The following is a 16,248-nucleotide window of genomic DNA, read 5'->3' on the forward strand; positions in this document are numbered from 1 at the left end:
GGCTACCCGCTCTCATCCGGTCCGGCAGGCCCCCTTTGGAGCGTAGGGCCGTACCCGGCACCGGTCAATGAAACCGGCGGGCCGGTGCTACCAGCCGCGCTCTTTCCATTCCCGCAGGTGCGGCCGCTCGGCACCGAGGGTGGTGCCGGCGCCGTGGCCGGGGTGCACCACGGTGTCATCCGGCAGATAATCGAACACACGTTCGAATACGTCGCGGTAGAGCTGTGTAAAGCGTTCCGGGTCCTTCTGTGTGTTGCCCAGGCCGCCGGGGAAGAGGGAATCGCCCGTAAACAGGTGGGCCGGCCCGTGCGGGTCCCGGTAGAGGATGGCAATGGAGCCCGGTGTATGGCCGCGCAGGGCGATAGCCTCCAGCTCGAAATCGGGGAACGTGCCCTTATCGCCGTGGTCCAGGGGGACAACCGTGGGCACCTCAATGTCGGGGATGTCCGCTGTGCCGGTGGCGGTCCGCGCGCCGGTGGCGGCCACCGTTTCGGCGAGCGCCCGCACATGGTCCCAGTGGCTGTGCGTGGTGATGACCAGCTCCAGCTTCGCCGGAACCGCTGCATCCTGCGCCCCTTCGGCCAGCAGCCGTTCGATGGCGGGGAAGTCTGCGGCCGCGTCGATCAGCACCTGCGCGCCGGACGCCTTCCCGGTAAGCAGGTACACGTTGTTGTCCATTTCGCTGACGGACACGCTGCGGATAGTGATGTTCTCCAAATCCTCCATCGGGCCAGTCTAGCGAGGCGGCTCCAGGGCGGGTCTATTGTCTGCGCCCGCTGACGGGCGTACCTTGCAAGGATGCTCCTGAGGCTGGTCCGGGAAAACCTGGCAACCTATAAAGTCCCCGTGGCCGCCGTCGTCCTCCTGCAGCTGCTGCAGACCGTCGCCACGCTTTACCTGCCCACCCTGAACGCCGACATCATTGACCGCGGCGTGGTTACGGGGGACACCGGCGTGATTATGGAGGTGGGCGGGTGGATGCTCGCCGTCACGGCAGCCCAGGTCCTGTGTGCCGTGACGGCCACCTATCTCGCGTCGCGGGTGGCCATGAGCGTGGGACGCAACATCCGTGCGGCACTGTTTACCAACGTCGAAACCTTCTCCTCCCGGGAAGTCGGGTTGTTCGGGCCTCCCTCACTGATCACCCGGACCACCAATGACGTGCAGCAGGTGCAGATGACCCTGCTGATGACGTTCACCATGATGGTTTCGGCACCGATCATGGGAGTGGGCGGGGTACTGCTGGCGTTGAACCAGGACATTCCACTCTCCGGGATCCTGCTGCTCATCCTGCCGGTCCTGTTCCTGGTCATCGGGCTGGTGCTGCGGCGGCTGATTCCCCTGTTCCGGCGGGCGCAGCGGCAGATCGACCGGGTCAACTCGGTACTGCGGGAACAGATCATGGGGATCAGCGTGATCCGGGCCTTCATCCGGGAGCGGTCCGAGGAGGCCCGGTTCGACGGCGCGAATAAGGACCTCACCTCCACGCAGCTGCGGGTCAGCCAGCTGCTGGCGCTGCTGTTTCCCGCCGCCATGCTGGTGGCCAACCTCGCCACGGTCGCAGTGATGTGGTTCGGCGCCTCCCGGATCGATGCCGGCCAGATGCAGATCGGCGCACTGACCGCGTTCATCGCCTACATCATGCAGATCCTGATGGCCGTCATGATGTCCATGTTCATGATCATGATGCTGCCCCGGGCTGCGGTCTGCGCCGAACGGATCTTCGAGGTGCTGGATACCCGCACCAGTGTCTCCGACGCGCCTGATGCCCGGGCGCTCGCGTACGACGGCGGCCGGCTCACCTTCTCCGACGTCGGCTACAGCTACCCGGGCGCCGAGGACCCGGTGCTCTTCAACGTCAGCTTCGAGGCGCTGCCGGGGGAAACCACGGCCATTATCGGTTCCACCGGGGCAGGGAAGACCACACTGCTCAACCTGGTCCCGCGGCTGCTCGACGCCACGTCCGGCAGCATCGCCGTGGATGGACAGGACATTGCCGGTGCCACCCTCTCCTCGCTGCGCCGCGGCATCGGACTGGTGCCGCAGCGGGCGTACCTCTTCAGCGGCACTATTGCCTCGAACCTGCGCTTCGGCCGTCCGGAGGCGACGGACGCCGAACTCTGGGCGGCCCTGGAAACCGCGCAGGCGGCAGACTTCGTCCGGGCTGCGGAGGGGGGACTGGCACACCAGGTGGAACAGGGCGGGAGTAACTTCTCCGGGGGACAGCGCCAGCGCCTGGCCATTGCCCGGGCCCTCGTGGTCCGCCCCTCCATCTACCTCTTCGACGACAGCTTCTCCGCCCTGGACTTCGCCACCGACGCCCGGCTGCGCGCAGCACTTCGACCGCAGACCCGGGGCGCCACGGTGATAGTCGTGGCGCAGCGGGTGAACACCATTACCGACGCCGCCCGGATCATCGTCCTGGAAGAGGGGCGCATCGTTGGGCAGGGAACCCATAACGAGCTGATGTCCGCCTCGGATACCTACCGGGAGATCGTCGCCTCACAGCTGACCGCGGAGGAAGTCGCATGAGTACCCCGGGGCTACGGGGCAGACCCGGTGCGGCTGCGGCGGCGAAACCGGAAAACTTCGCCGGCAGTGTCCGCCGGATCCTGCGGCTGATGGCACCGGACCGGTTACGGGTGGCGGCAGTGCTGGTGGCCGCCGTCGTTTCCGTGGCGCTCGCCGTCAGTGCGCCCCGCATCCTCGGGGAAGCCACCAACGTCATCTTCGACGGGTTCATCGGGCAGACGCTGCCGGCCGGAATGTCGAAGGACGCCCAGGTACAGGCCCTGCGGAACTCGGGGGAGCGGGAACTGGCGGACATGCTTGCCGCCATGGACGTCATCCCCGGCCAGGGACTGGACTTCGCCCGGCTCGGCGCAATCCTGCTGGGCGTACTGGCGATCTACCTGGCGGCCTTCGCCTTCGGCTGGTTCCAGGCACGCGTGACCGCACGCATTGTGCAGAACGCCATGTACCGGCTGCGCCGCGACGTGGACGGCAAACTGTTCCGCCTGCCCATGTCCCACTTCCAGCAGCAGTCACGCGGGGACGTCCTGAGCCGCGTCACCAACGACATCGACAACCTGGCCCAGACCCTCTCGCAGAGCCTGACCCAGATCCTCACCTCGGTCCTGACCATCATCGGCGTGCTGGCCATGATGGTGTCCATTTCACCGTTGCTGGCACTGATCGCCGTGGTCACCGTGCCCGTCTCCGCCCTCGTGACGGTGCTCATTGCCCGGCGCTCGCAGGCGGAGTTCAAGACCCAATGGAAGTCCACCGGCGAGGTGAACGGCTACATCGAGGAAATGTTCACCGGACAGGACGTGGTGAAGGCCTTCGGCCAGCAGGAGCGGGTGATTGAAGGCTTCGCTCCCGCCAACAACCGGTTGTACCGCTCCGCCTTCCGTGCCCAGTTTGTCTCCGGCATCATCATGCCGGCGATGATGTTCATTTCGAACCTGAACTACGTCGCGGTGGCCGTGGTGGGCGGCCTGCAGGTGGCCAGTGGGCAGCTGTCCATCGGCGGCGTGCAGGCCTTTGTCCAGTACAGCCGCCAGTTCAGCCAGCCGCTGGGCCAGCTGGGCGGGCTGATCAACATGCTCCAGTCCGGCGTCGCCTCCGCCGAACGCGTCTTCGCCCTCCTGGACGCCAAGGAACAAGCACCGGACCCGGACCGTCCCGAACATCTTCCGGCCGTGCGGGGACGGGTCGCCTTCGAGGACGTCTCCTTCGATTACAGCCCCGACGCCCCGCTGATCCGTCATCTGTCCTTCACGGCCGAGCCGGGGCAGACGGTGGCCATTGTGGGGCCAACGGGCGCAGGCAAGACCACCCTCGTCAACCTACTGATGCGTTTCTACGAGGTCGACGCCGGCCGCATCACGATCGACGGCGTCGACATTGCCCGGCTCAACCGCGAGGAACTGCGCAGCCATATCGGCATGGTGCTCCAGGACGCCTGGCTGTTCGAGGGGACGGTCCGGGAGAACCTGGCCTACGGCGCGCCGGACGCCACGGAGGAGCAAATCGTCCAGGCTGCACAGGCCACCCATGTGGACCACTTTGTCCGGTCCCTGCCCGACGGCTACGACACCGTGCTCGGCTACGACGGCGGCGCGCTGAGCCAGGGCCAGCGGCAGCTGCTGACCATTGCCCGGGCCTGGCTTTCGGACCCGTCCATCCTGGTCCTGGACGAGGCCACCAGCTCCGTGGATACCCGGACGGAAATCGCCATCCGCCTCGCCATGAATGCGCTCCGGCAGGACCGCACGAGTTTCGTCATCGCCCACCGGCTCTCCACCATCCGCGACGCCGACCTGATCCTGGTGGTCCGGGACGGGCAGATCGTTGAGCAGGGAATGCACGAAGCGCTGTTGGCGGCCGAAGGCTTCTACGCCGGGCTGTACCGCTCCCAGTTCGCGGGCCCTGATGCTGAACCTGACAGGGAACGGGAAGCGGATTCGGGAGCCGCGGAGGCGGACCCGGCTGCACCTGCCGACCCGGCCGGGCATTAGCATTGCAGCATGACGCCTGACACACACCCAGGAACCGAAGCAACCTCCGCAGGCAACGACGCGGGCGTACTGGCTGAGGTCCGGATAGACGCCTCCAGCTCGGTTCCGCCTTACGAACAGCTGCGCCTGCAGATCCTGGACGGCGTGAATGACGGCAGCCTCGCCGTCGGCACGAGGCTGCCTCCGGTCCGTACGCTGGCCGGACACCTTGGCCTGGCAGTGAACACAGTGGCCAAGGCCTACCGTGAACTGGAGCAGGCACAGGTGGTCACCACCCGGTCCCGCGCCGGCACGGTTGTCGCGGCGGGCGGCGACAGCGGCCGCAGCCGGGTGGCCGCAGCTGCCGCGGCGTATGCCAGGTCGGTCCGGGCCAACGGCGTCTCCGAGGACGAGGCCGTGTCCTTCCTGCGGGCGGCGCTGCACTAGCTTCGTGACCCTGGCGGCGGCGAAAGTGTCGCTGATTCTGTGGACAAATCGACGATCCGAGGTGTAGGACAACGGCCATCGTCGAGAGGTGATGCGCCATGGATTCGACTCCGAAAAGGTCCATCCGCGTACAGACTGCGGTTCTGGCTGTCCTGGTCTTGTTTAGCAGCGCAGGCGCCAGCTGCGGCGGGGTCTCGAATCTAGGTGCCGTGAGAAACACCTCGGACGAGGCCTTACAGGCGATACATGCTGCCGCTGGTCCCGCAGAATTGAGAACTGCCAGTCAGCGGCTTGACGATCTCCTTCGAGGGATCGAGCAGTCCGGACTTAGCGCCGAAGAGCGTGCAGTGGTTGAGGCCGCAACGCAACGTTCCGCCGTTTTGAATGCACTTGCCAGACAAATCGCGGCACCGGAGGGGTGGACCTCCACGTTCCGCGAGGAGACCCTGCAGATTATGCGGGCCTCCTGGCGGCGGGAGATAACGCCCCCCGAGTATTTGGTAAAGCACATGGACGACGCCACAGAGACTGTTCTGAGGGATACCGTGTGTTCGGTTTTTGCCGAGGTCATGAACAGTGATGCAGCTGACCGTGCGAAGGCACAGGAATTGCTCGCAGCATCACCCTATGGCGCGGCTACCGAGGAAGGCGTGCGGGAACAGTTGACGGTAGCCGTCGAGTTTGCCGGTTCCTCGCTTGCATGGGCGAACCACTTTGCGGATGTCGGCCGTCTTCCACGCCGCATCCTGACGGCGGCGGAAGACAAGGTGGGCCGTTTGGAGAAGCTCATCGATGCCACGGCTTGGCGCAATGGAGGGGCCATCTACTACTACGTGCGCTACTGCGTAAACCGCTAGTACGAATGCGCAACGCGCCGGACCGGCTGGCGCTTCGCCCGCGGCGAAACCCGGGGGGTCGAATACTTTTTCGAATGGGCGTTTGAACTACAGTGGAAAACGTGCCTAAATCGACTCTTCCGACGGCGGACACCACGTTCGTGCCGCATAAAGCCAATGACCTATCCCGTCTGGTAGTGAAAGGCGCGCGCGAGCACAACCTCCGCAACGTCGACCTGGACCTGCCGCGGGACGCCATGATCGTGTTCACCGGCCTGTCCGGCTCGGGTAAATCCTCCCTCGCATTCGACACGATCTTCGCCGAAGGCCAGCGGCGGTACGTCGAGTCGCTGTCCGCCTACGCCCGCATGTTCCTGGGCCAGGTGGATAAGCCCGACGTCGACTTCATCGAGGGCCTCTCGCCCGCGGTCTCGATCGACCAGAAGTCCACCAGCAAGAACCCCCGGTCCACGGTGGGCACCATCACCGAGATCCACGACTACATGCGCCTGCTTTGGGCCCGTGTGGGCCGTCCCTTCTGCCCGGTCTGCGGCGAGCCTGTCAGCAGGCAGACACCTCAGCAGATCGTGGACCAGCTCCTCGAACTGGAAGAGGGCACCCGCTTCCAGATCCTTGCCCCGGTGGTCCGCGGCCGGAAGGGCGAGTTCGTCGATCTGTTCAAGGAGCTCGCCGCCAAGGGCTACTCCCGTGCCCGGGTGGACGGTAAGCAGATCCAGCTCTCCGATCCGCCGAAGCTGGGCAAGCAGTACAAGCACAACATTGAGGTGGTTGTGGACCGCCTGGTGGCCAAGGACGGGATCCGGCAGCGCCTCACGGACTCCGTGGAAACCGGCCTCGGCCTGGCCGACGGCCGCGTGGTCGTCGACTTCGTGGACCTGCCCGAAGACAGCAGCGAGCGTACCCGCACCTTCTCCGAGAATCTGGCCTGCCCGAACGAGCACCCGCTGGCCATCGATGAAATCGAGCCGCGGTCCTTCTCCTTCAACAACCCGTTCGGTGCCTGCCCGGTCTGCACCGGCATCGGCTCCCGGCTGGAGGTGGATGAGGACCTGATCGTTCCGGACCCCTCCAAGTCCCTGGCCGAAGGCGCCATCGCCCCCTGGTCGCTGGGCACCGCCACCACCGAATACTGGAATCGGCTGCTCGAGGGCCTGTCCAAGGACATGGGCTTCTCCATGGGTACGCCGTGGAAGAAGCTGACCCCCAAGGTCCGGGAGGCCGTGCTCAACGGCAAGGACCACAAGGTGGTGGTCCAGTACCGCAACCGCTTCGGCCGCGAACGCAAATACAGCACCGGCTTCGAAGGTGTCATCCAGTACATCCACCGCAAGCACGGGGAAACCGAATCGGACCACGCCCGCGACCGGTACGAAGAGTACATGCGGGAAATTGCCTGCCCCGAGTGCGGGGGAGCGCGGCTGAATCCCGCGTCCCTGTCCGTGCTGATCAACGGCCGCAACATCGCCGAGATCAGCGCCCTGCCGCTGCGCGAAGCCGCGGACTTCCTCAACACCCTGGTCCTCACCGGACGCGAAGCGCAGATCGCCAACCAGGTGCTCAAGGAGATCCAGGCCCGCCTGACCTTCCTGCTCGACGTCGGCCTGGAATACCTGAGCCTGAACCGCCCGGCCGCCACACTGTCCGGCGGCGAGGCCCAGCGCATCCGTCTGGCCACGCAGATCGGTTCGGGACTCGTGGGCGTGCTCTACGTCCTGGATGAGCCGTCGATCGGCCTGCACCAGAAGGACAACCGGCGCCTGATCGACACCCTGATCCGGCTGCGCAGCCTGGGCAATACCCTGATCGTCGTCGAACACGATGAGGACACCATCCAGGAAGCGGACTGGATTGTCGACGTCGGCCCCGGCGCCGGTGAGCGCGGCGGCGAGGTGGTGCACTCCGGTCCGTTGGCCGAGCTGCTCACCAACGAACGCTCCATCACCGGTGCGTACCTCTCCGGCCGGAAGAAGATCGAGATCCCGGCGAAGCGGCGCAAGGTGGACAAGTCCCGCCAGCTGAAGATCGTGGGCGCCCGGGAAAACAACCTGCAGAACCTGAATGTGGACGTTCCGCTGGGCGTCTTCACCGCCGTCACCGGCGTCAGTGGTTCGGGCAAGTCCACGCTGATCAACGACATCCTCTACAAGACGATGGCGAACAAGCTCAACGGCGCCAAGCACGTGGCCGGCCGTCACACCCGCGTGGAGGGCCTGGAGCAGCTGGACAAGGTCATCCACGTGGACCAGAGCCCCATCGGCCGTACCCCCCGGTCCAACCCCGCCACCTACACCGGCGTGTGGGACCACATCCGCAAGCTCTTCGCCGAGACCAACGAGGCGAAGGTGCGGGGCTACCTGCCGGGGCGTTTCTCGTTCAACGTCAAGGGCGGCCGCTGCGAAGCCTGCCACGGCGACGGCACGCTGAAGATCGAGATGAACTTCCTCCCCGACGTGTATGTGCCCTGCGAGGTCTGCCACGGCGCCCGGTTCAACCGGGAAACCATGGAGGTGCACTACAAGGGCAAAAATATTGCCGAGGTGCTGGACATGCCGATCGAGGTAGCCGCGGAGTTCTTCGCCGCCTTCGGTCCCATTTCCCGGCATCTGAACACCCTGGTGGATGTGGGCCTGGGCTACGTCCGGCTGGGCCAGCCGGCGACCACGCTCTCCGGCGGCGAAGCACAGCGTGTGAAGCTCGCCAGCGAGCTGCAGAAGCGGTCCAACGGCCGCAGCATCTACGTCCTTGACGAGCCCACCACGGGCCTGCACTTCGAGGACGTCCGCAAGCTGCTGGAGGTGCTGCAGGGCCTGGTGGACAAGGGCAACACAGTGATCACCATCGAGCACAACCTCGACGTGATCAAGAGCGCCGACTGGATCATCGACCTCGGCCCCGACGGTGGTACCGGCGGCGGCAAGGTGGTCGCTTCGGGCACCCCGGAGAAGGTCGCCAAGGTCGAGGGCAGCCACACCGCAACGTTCCTCGCGGAGATCCTCAACCCGTAGAAACAGGTGAAGGCCGGTGTCTGCCCCTCCGGGGTCGGGCGCCGGCCTTCGTGTATTCCGGACCCGGACATATTTGCCGCCCCGGCATCAGAACATATTCTTGGGCGCGTATATCTTTTTCCCTAAGCCTGCTCCGGTATGCCAAACTAAGGCCCGTGACTTCTCCCCGGACCTTGGTGCTTTTCGATCTCGATGGAACGCTGGTTGATCCGGCGGGTGCCATCACCGGCGGTATCAGTTCCGCGCTGGCCGCCTGCGGCCTGCCGGTGCCCCCGGAGGCGGATCTGCAGCGCATGGTGGGCCCTTCGCTGGTGACCTCCCTGCGGGACATCGCACGCGTGCCCGGCGACCGTCTTGAAGCCGTCATCCGGCACTACAGGCAGGGCTATCGGGAGTCCGGGATGGCACAGAGCCGGCCCTATCCCGGCATCCAGCGGGCAGTGGAACTGCTGCGCAGGGACATAACCGTCGCTGTCGCGACCCAGAAACCAGAGCACCTCGCCGTGGAGCTGCTGGCAGTTCAGGGCATGGGCAACCTTTTCGGCTCCGTGCACGGCTCACCGGCCGATGAGCAGGCGGCAGCCGCCCTGGACGGGAAGCGGAGCATCATCCGGGCCGCACTCGACCGGCATGCGGATTCCTACGACCGTGCCGTGATGATCGGGGACCGGCTGCACGATGTCGAGGGTGCGGCGGCCAACGGTCTCGGATGCATTGGCGTCTCCTGGGGCTTCGCCGCCGAGGGTGAGCTGCAGGCGGCGGGGGCAGCCGCCGTCGTCGACACCGCGGAGGAACTCGTGGACGCAGTGCTGGGCTACGCACGGAGCGGAGCGGCCCTGAATGGTTCTGTATAACCTGACCCGGGCAAGCACCCGCGGCCTTGTCGCCGGACTGTGCCGTCCCACCGTGACTGGACTCGAACACGTCCCGGTCCGCGGCCCGTTCATTGTGGCCTGCAACCATCTGTCCTTCCTGGACAGTGTCCTGGTCCAGGCGCTGCTGCCGCGGCGCGTGGGGTTCTTCGCCAAGGCGGAATACTTCACCGGCACCGGCCTGAAGGGGCTGGCCATGAAGAGTTTCTTCGAGGGCGTGGGATCCATTCCGGTGCAGCGCGACCAGCAGGCGGCCAGCGTCGCCGCCCTCAAGACCCTGCTGGACATCCTGGAGGACGGCGGCGGGGTCGGCATCTACCCGGAAGGCACCCGCTCACGCGACGGGCTGCTGTACCGCGGCCGGACCGGCGTCGGCTGGCTTGCCCTCACTTCCGGGGCGCCGGTGGTGCCGGTCGGGCTGATCGGCACGGAGAAGCTGCAGCCGGCCGGACGGAAAACGGTAAAGCCCGGACATTTCACCCTTAAAGTCGGGCAGCCGCTGTATTTCCAGAAGACCGGACCGGAGCACGCCCTGCCCGCCCGCAGGCAGGCCACCGATCGCGTTATGGATGCCATTGCGGAACTGAGCGGCCAGGAGCGGGCCGACAGCTACAACCGCAGCCGCCCCGAGGGGTAGGCGCCTGCCCCGCGGGCGCGGTTTCAGCGGCACGCGAAACCCCGCGTCTCCGTCCGGGGCGGGGTAAAGGCGAACGTAGGATGGAGAAGTGGCAGATCCAGCAACCTACCGGCCGAAAACAGGGGAGATCCCCACGGCTCCCGGCGTGTACCGCTTCCGGGACGAACACGGCCGGGTCATCTATGTGGGCAAGGCAAAAAACCTCCGCTCGCGCCTGAACTCCTATTTCGCCAACCCGCGCGGGCTGCTGCCCAAAACCCGGGCCATGGTGCACACCGCCGCCGGTGTCGAATGGACCGTGGTCGGGACCGAACTCGAAGCCCTGCAGCTGGAGTACACCTGGATCAAGGAATTCAATCCCCGGTTCAACATCATGTTCCGGGACGACAAGTCCTACCCGTATCTCGCCGTGACAATGGGGGAGAAGTACCCCCGTGCGCAGGTTATGCGTGGGGACCGGCGCAAGGACACCCGCTACTTCGGGCCGTTCTATCCGGCCAAGGCCATCCGCGAAACCCTGGACACCCTGCTCCGCGTTTTCCCCGTCCGCACCTGCAGCAGCGGCGTGTTCAAACGTGCTGAACGCACCGGCCGGCCCTGCCTCCTGGGCTACATCGACAAGTGCTCCGCGCCCTGCGTGGGACGCATCAGCCCCGAGGGACACCGCGAGCTGGCCGCCGAACTGTGCGACTTCATGGCAGGGGAGGGCAAGCGCTTCATCTCCGGGCTGGAGAAGGAGATGCAGGCCGCCGTCGCCGAGCTGGACTACGAAACCGCCGCCCGGCTCCGGGACGACATCTCCGCCCTGCGGAAGGTGTTTGAACGCAACAACGTGGTGCTCAGCGAAGACACGGACGCGGACATCTTCGCCCTGGAGGAAGACGAACTGGAAGCCTCCGCCCAGGTGTTCCACGTGCGGGGCGGCCGGATCCGCGGCCAGCGCGGCTGGGTCGTGGAAAAGGTCGAAGACAACGACACCTCGGACCTCGTGGAACACCTGATCCAGCAGGTCTACGGCGAGGTCAACTCGGCCGACCGGATTCCCCGCCAGGTCCTGGTGCCGGTGCTGCCGCCGGACGCCGAGGAATTGGCCGAGTGGCTGAGCGGACTGCGCGGCAGCCGAGTGGACATCCGCGTACCGATGCGCGGGGACAAAAAAGCCCTGATGGAGACCGTGGCCCGCAACGCCGCGGACGCCCTGCGGCTGCACAAGAGCCGCCGCGCCGGTGACATCACCACCCGGTCCGCGGCGCTGCAGGAACTCCAGGAAGCACTGGACCTGCCCTCGCCGCCGCTGCGCATTGAGTGCTATGACATTTCCCATGTGCAGGGCACCAATGTGGTCGCCTCCATGGTCGTGGCCGAGGACGGGCTGCCGAAGAAGTCGGATTACCGCAAGTTCTCCATCACGGGCGACGCCGCCCGCGACGACACGTCCTCGATGTACAACGTCATTTCACGGCGCTTCCGCAACTACCTCGCCGAAAACGCCGACCCGGCCGCCGATCCCGACGCACCGGTGGACCTGCCCGACGAGCGCGGCGGGGACGGCGACGTCCAGCCCTTGACGGATACCCTGACGCCGGCACCCAAGGCCAAGTTCGCCTACCCGCCGAACCTCGTAGTGGTCGACGGCGGCCAGCCGCAGGTCGCGGCGGCGTCGAAGGCCCTTGCGGACCTGGGCATCACCGACGTGCAGGTGGTCGGACTCGCCAAGCGGCTGGAGGAGGTCTGGGTCCCGGACAGCGATTTCCCGGTGATCCTCCCGCGTGCCTCCGAGGCACTGTTCCTGCTCCAGCGGGTCCGGGACGAGGCCCACCGCTTTGCCATCACGTTCCACCGGCAGAAACGGGGCAAATCCATGACCGCGTCGCTGCTGGACGATGTGCCCGGACTGGGCCCGTCCAAGCGGCAGGCCCTGCTCAAACACTTCGGTTCGGTGAAGAAACTGCGTGCCGCTACAGAGGCGGAACTCCAGGAGGTTCCGGGCATCGGACCGGCCATGGCCGCTAACCTGCGCAGCAGGCTGGCCGATAAGGATATGGCAGGGGTTCCGGCGGTCAATATGACCACCGGCGAAATCCTGGAAACTTAGTTACGCTTGGAAACCGGCGTGTCGGCGGGAAACCGCCGCGAATTTCCAGGCAGCAAGGGCAATCAGGATGGGATCACAGCAATGACACACGAGGATGGCTTGGCCGTAGTCAAACCGGAAGAGTCCGAACTACTCGTAGTGACCGGGATGTCCGGTGCGGGCCGCAGCACCGCGGCCAATGCGCTGGAGGACCACGGCTGGTACGTCGTCGAGAACCTTCCACCGCTGATGCTGGGCACCCTGACGGAGCTGGTCTCCCGCATGCCGCAGTCCATTCCCAAGCTTGCCGTGGTGATCGATGTCCGGAGCAAGGAACTGTTCCAGGACATCCGCGAAGCCCTGCGGAACCTGCGCACCGCAGGCGTCACCTACCGGCTGCTGTTCCTGGACGCCGATGATTCCACGCTGGTCCGCCGCTTCGAGCAGGGCCGCCGCCCGCATCCGCTGCAGGGGGACGGCAGCATCCTGGACGGTATCGCCGCTGAGCGTGAAGTCCTGAAGGAACTCCGGGAGTCCTCCGACGTCGTGGTGGACACCTCCAAACTGAATGTCCACGCCCTGGCCACCACCGTCACGGAGCTGTTCACCGAATCCGGCCCCATCGTACTGCGCCTGAACGTTATGAGTTTCGGGTTCAAGTACGGGCTGCCCGTGGACGCGAACTACGTTGCCGATGTCCGCTTCATCCCCAACCCGCACTGGGTCCCGCAGCTGCGCCCGCACACCGGCCTGGACGAGGATGTCCGCGACTACGTCCTCCAGGCGAAGGGCACCGCAGAGTTCCTGGACCGCTATGTGGAGGCCCTGGAGCCCGTCATCGACGGCTACCGCCGGGAAAACAAGCACTACGCCACCATTGCCGTCGGCTGTACGGGCGGCAAGCACCGGTCCGTGGCGGTCACCGAGGAGCTCGCCAAGCGCCTCGACCAGCTTCCCCACGTGACGGTCAGCTCGCACCACAGGGATCTGGGGCGCGAGTAATGTCCTTCCTCACCGGACCGCTGCCCCTGATTCCCGAGGGCAAGGGCGGACGGGAGAGCGAGGGTAAGGCAGGAGCGATCGTCGCGCTGGGCGGCGGGCACGGCCTGTCCGCGTCCCTCTCTGCCCTCCGCCTGCTCACCTCCGATCTCACCGCCGTCGTGACCGTTGCCGACGACGGCGGCTCCTCCGGCCGCCTGCGGCGGGAACTGGGCGTCCTTCCGCCCGGAGACCTCCGGATGGCACTGGCCGCGCTGTGCGACGACACCGACTGGGGACGCACCTGGCGCGACGTAATGCAGCACCGCTTCCGCTCCCAGCCCGGCGTCGAAGGGTCACTGGACGACCATGCCCTGGGCAACCTGCTGATCGTGACGCTCTGGGAGCTGCTGGGTGATCCGGTGGCCGGACTGCAGTGGGCCGGTGCGCTGCTGGGCGCCCGCGGCCAGGTGCTGCCGATGTCCACGCTTCCACTGACCATTGAAGGCGACGTCCTGCGCCGCACAGCTGCCGGCAGCGTGCTGGAAACCGTGATCGGCCAGGCCAGCCTTGCCGCTGCAGGGGCCCGCAGCAACGTCTCAGACGTCCGGCTGCTGCCCGTTGACGCGCCGGCCTGCCCGGCCGCCCTGGCAGCCATCGACCGGGCGGACTGGGTGGTCCTGGGGCCCGGGTCCTGGTACACGTCCGTGCTGCCGCACCTGATGCTCCCGCAGCTGCGGGACGCCCTGTGCGCCACGTCCGCCAAGCGCTGCCTGACCATGAACCTCAGCAACGAAACAACGGAAACCTCGGGGATGAGTGCGGTGGACCATCTGGCGGTGATCCGCCGCTACGCACCGGAGTTCAAGGTGGACGCAGTACTGGTGGATCCGTCAGTGGTGGCGGACAAGGCAGCCTTCGGGGACGCGGTCGCCGAAATGGGCGGCCGCCCGGTCTTCGGTAAGGTGGGGGCAGCGTCGGGGCGTCCGATCCATGATCCGCTCCGCCTCGCAACCGCCTTCCACGACATATTTGGGGAGAATTAGGAGTGTTTTTGTGGCGTTAACCGCAGCAGTAAAAGAGGAACTTTCACGTCTGGACGTGAAGAAATCCTCAGTCCGCAAGGCCGAGGTGTCGGCGATGCTGCGTTTTGCCGGCGGCCTGCACATCATTTCCGGACGCATAGTCATCGAAGCCGAGGTGGACCTCGCGTCGACGGCGCGCCGGCTCCGTGCGGCCATTGCCGAGGTCTACGGCCACGCCAGCGACATCATTGTGGTGTCCGGCGGTGGACTGCGCCGCGGCAACCGGTACGTGGTGCGAGTGGTCAAGGACGGCGAGTCCCTTGCCCGGCAGACGGGCCTGCTGGATGCCCGCGGCCGTCCCGTGCGCGGCCTGCCCTCCGTGGTGGTTAACGGTTCGGCGGCCGACGCCGAGGCGGTCTGGCGTGGTGCCTTCCTCGCCCACGGCTCCCTCACCGAGCCCGGCCGCTCCTCCTCCCTGGAAGTCACCTGCCCCGGGCCGGAGGCAGCCCTGGCACTGGTGGGCTCCGCCCGGCGTATCGGCATCGCGGCCAAGGCCCGTGAGGTGCGCGGCGTGGACCGCGTGGTTATCCGCGACGGCGACACCATTGCCGCCCTGCTGACCCGGATGGGCGCCCACGATGCGCTGATGGTCTGGGAAGAGCGCCGGATGCGCAAGGAAGTCCGCGCCACCGCCAACCGATTGGCCAATTTCGACGACGCGAACCTTCGGCGCTCCGCACAGGCGGCCGTTGCCGCCGGTGCCCGCGTGGACCGCGCCCTGGAAATCCTCGGCGAGGATGTTCCGGAGCACCTCCGCTACGCCGGTGAACTGCGGGTCGCACATAAGCAGGCCAGCCTGGACGAGTTGGGCCACCTGGCCGACCCGCCCATGACCAAGGATGCAATCGCCGGCCGGATCCGCCGGCTGCTGGCCATGGCGGACAAGCGCGCCGCCGAGCTCGGCATTCCGGGTACCGAGTCCAGCGTGACTCCAGAGATGCTGGATGAATAGCGCAATGTTGGATCAATAGCGTAATTGCATAGGATGGACTAAGCCTGCTGCCTTTTGGCGGCACGATGAGTTTCCGGATGGAAATTCCGTCCGGAACATTGATCCGACACCAACGGAGGATTTTCGTGAACGAATACACACTGCCGGAACTGCCGTACGATTACGCGGCCCTTGAGCCGCACATTTCCGCACGCATCATGGAGCTGCACCACGACAAGCACCACGCTACGTACGTGGCCGGCGCCAACACCGCCCTGGCCCAGATGGCCGAGGCACGCGAAAAGGGTGAGTTCGGCACCATCGGCAAGCTCTCCAAGGACCTGGCCTTCCACCTGGGCGGCCACACCAACCACAGCATCTTCTGGAACAACATGTCCCCGGACGGCGGCGACAAGCCCGAAGGCGAACTGGCGGCGGCAATCGATGAGTTCTTCGGTTCCTTCGACGGTTTCCGTGGCCAGTTCACCGCTGTTGCCAACTCCATCCAGGGCTCCGGCTGGTCCATCCTGGCCTACGAGCCGCTGGGCAAGAACCTCGTCATCGAGCAGCTCTACGATCAGCAGGGCAACGTTCCCGTGGGCACCATCCCGCTGCTGATGCTCGACATGTGGGAGCACTCCTACTACCTGGACTACGCCAACGTGAAGGGCGACTACGTCAAGGCATGGTGGAACATCGTGAACTGGGCCGACGTCGCCGCCCGTTTCGATGCTGCCCGCACCGGCGCCAAGGGCCTCATCGTCCCCGCCTAGTCACACGGCAGCCTGCCGAATTGTGCGGGCACCCGGTCCCTACGGAGACCGTGACGCGTAAGATAAATCCGTAGGTCCGGTCCCGTC

General features: G+C 66.1%; 13 protein-coding genes. 12 read left to right on the plus strand and 1 reads right to left on the minus strand.

What is annotated here, in order from left to right:
• Nucleotides 1-87: 87 nt before the first annotated feature.
• Nucleotides 88-726 (minus strand): MBL fold metallo-hydrolase, encoded by a 639-nt coding sequence (locus QNO03_RS01985; RefSeq protein WP_289601607.1) that lies wholly within the window; start codon nucleotides 724-726, stop codon nucleotides 88-90.
• A 72-nt stretch (nucleotides 727-798) separates the two neighbouring features.
• Between QNO03_RS01985 and QNO03_RS01990 the strand changes: the two genes are divergently transcribed.
• The 12 genes from QNO03_RS01990 to QNO03_RS02045 all read left to right on the plus strand — a co-directional run bounded on the left by QNO03_RS01990 (nucleotide 799) and on the right by QNO03_RS02045 (nucleotide 16,161).
• Nucleotides 799-2,532, plus strand: a complete 1,734-nt coding sequence (locus QNO03_RS01990; RefSeq protein WP_289601609.1) for an ABC transporter ATP-binding protein — start codon at nucleotides 799-801, stop codon at nucleotides 2,530-2,532.
• Nucleotides 2,529-4,523 (plus strand): ABC transporter ATP-binding protein, encoded by a 1,995-nt coding sequence (locus tag QNO03_RS01995; RefSeq protein ID WP_289601610.1) that lies wholly within the window; start codon nucleotides 2,529-2,531, stop codon nucleotides 4,521-4,523. Before QNO03_RS01990 ends, QNO03_RS01995 begins: the two co-directional genes overlap by 4 nt.
• Nucleotides 4,524-4,532: 9 nt before the next feature.
• On the plus strand, nucleotides 4,533-4,949 hold the full coding sequence (locus QNO03_RS02000; RefSeq protein ID WP_289601611.1) for a GntR family transcriptional regulator: 417 nt from the start codon (nucleotides 4,533-4,535) through the stop codon (nucleotides 4,947-4,949).
• 209 nt (nucleotides 4,950-5,158) lie between these two features.
• Nucleotides 5,159-5,806 (plus strand): hypothetical protein, encoded by a 648-nt coding sequence (locus QNO03_RS02005; protein WP_289601612.1) that lies wholly within the window; start codon nucleotides 5,159-5,161, stop codon nucleotides 5,804-5,806.
• A gap of 101 nt (nucleotides 5,807-5,907) precedes the next feature.
• A complete protein-coding gene (uvrA, locus tag QNO03_RS02010; protein WP_289601613.1) occupies nucleotides 5,908-8,811 on the plus strand; it encodes an excinuclease ABC subunit UvrA in 2,904 nt (967 codons plus the stop codon).
• Between the two features lie 155 nt (nucleotides 8,812-8,966).
• Nucleotides 8,967-9,665, plus strand: coding sequence for an HAD hydrolase-like protein (locus QNO03_RS02015; protein ID WP_289601614.1), 699 nt, complete (start codon nucleotides 8,967-8,969; stop codon nucleotides 9,663-9,665).
• Nucleotides 9,652-10,320 (plus strand): lysophospholipid acyltransferase family protein, encoded by a 669-nt coding sequence (locus tag QNO03_RS02020; RefSeq protein ID WP_229948236.1) that lies wholly within the window; start codon nucleotides 9,652-9,654, stop codon nucleotides 10,318-10,320. Before QNO03_RS02015 ends, QNO03_RS02020 begins: the two co-directional genes overlap by 14 nt.
• An 88-nt stretch (nucleotides 10,321-10,408) precedes the next feature.
• Nucleotides 10,409-12,415 (plus strand): excinuclease ABC subunit UvrC, encoded by a 2,007-nt coding sequence (gene uvrC / locus QNO03_RS02025; RefSeq protein ID WP_289601616.1) that lies wholly within the window; start codon nucleotides 10,409-10,411, stop codon nucleotides 12,413-12,415.
• Between the two features lie 81 nt (nucleotides 12,416-12,496).
• Nucleotides 12,497-13,396, plus strand: coding sequence for an RNase adapter RapZ (gene rapZ / locus QNO03_RS02030; protein ID WP_229948248.1), 900 nt, complete (start codon nucleotides 12,497-12,499; stop codon nucleotides 13,394-13,396).
• Nucleotides 13,396-14,418 (plus strand): gluconeogenesis factor YvcK family protein, encoded by a 1,023-nt coding sequence (locus QNO03_RS02035; RefSeq protein WP_289601617.1) that lies wholly within the window; start codon nucleotides 13,396-13,398, stop codon nucleotides 14,416-14,418. Before rapZ ends, QNO03_RS02035 begins: the two co-directional genes overlap by 1 nt.
• 10 nt (nucleotides 14,419-14,428) lie before the next feature.
• Nucleotides 14,429-15,409, plus strand: coding sequence for a DNA-binding protein WhiA (gene whiA, locus QNO03_RS02040; RefSeq protein ID WP_229948254.1), 981 nt, complete (start codon nucleotides 14,429-14,431; stop codon nucleotides 15,407-15,409).
• Nucleotides 15,410-15,534: 125 nt separating this feature from the next.
• On the plus strand, nucleotides 15,535-16,161 hold the full coding sequence (locus QNO03_RS02045; RefSeq protein ID WP_229948256.1) for a superoxide dismutase: 627 nt from the start codon (nucleotides 15,535-15,537) through the stop codon (nucleotides 16,159-16,161).
• The last annotated feature ends 87 nt before the right edge of the window (nucleotides 16,162-16,248 follow it).

Origin of the sequence: Arthrobacter sp. zg-Y877, from assembly GCF_030373105.1 — a bacterium.
Lineage (GTDB): Bacteria > Actinomycetota > Actinomycetes > Actinomycetales > Micrococcaceae > Arthrobacter_B.

Excerpts from the sequence above, each read along its gene's own strand:
- rapZ (WP_229948248.1), top strand. The coding sequence starts at position 12,497 with ATGACACACGAGGATGGCTTGGCCGTAGTCAAACCGGAAGAGTCCGAA.
- QNO03_RS01990 (WP_289601609.1), top strand. The coding sequence starts at position 799 with ATGCTCCTGAGGCTGGTCCGGGAAAACCTGGCAACCTATAAAGTCCCC.
- QNO03_RS02035 (WP_289601617.1), top strand. The coding sequence starts at position 13,396 with ATGTCCTTCCTCACCGGACCGCTGCCCCTGATTCCCGAGGGCAAGGGC.
- QNO03_RS01985 (WP_289601607.1), bottom strand. The coding sequence starts at position 726 with ATGGAGGATTTGGAGAACATCACTATCCGCAGCGTGTCCGTCAGCGAA.
- QNO03_RS01995 (WP_289601610.1), top strand. The coding sequence starts at position 2,529 with ATGAGTACCCCGGGGCTACGGGGCAGACCCGGTGCGGCTGCGGCGGCG.
- QNO03_RS02000 (WP_289601611.1), top strand. The coding sequence starts at position 4,533 with ATGACGCCTGACACACACCCAGGAACCGAAGCAACCTCCGCAGGCAAC.
- QNO03_RS02020 (WP_229948236.1), top strand. The coding sequence starts at position 9,652 with ATGGTTCTGTATAACCTGACCCGGGCAAGCACCCGCGGCCTTGTCGCC.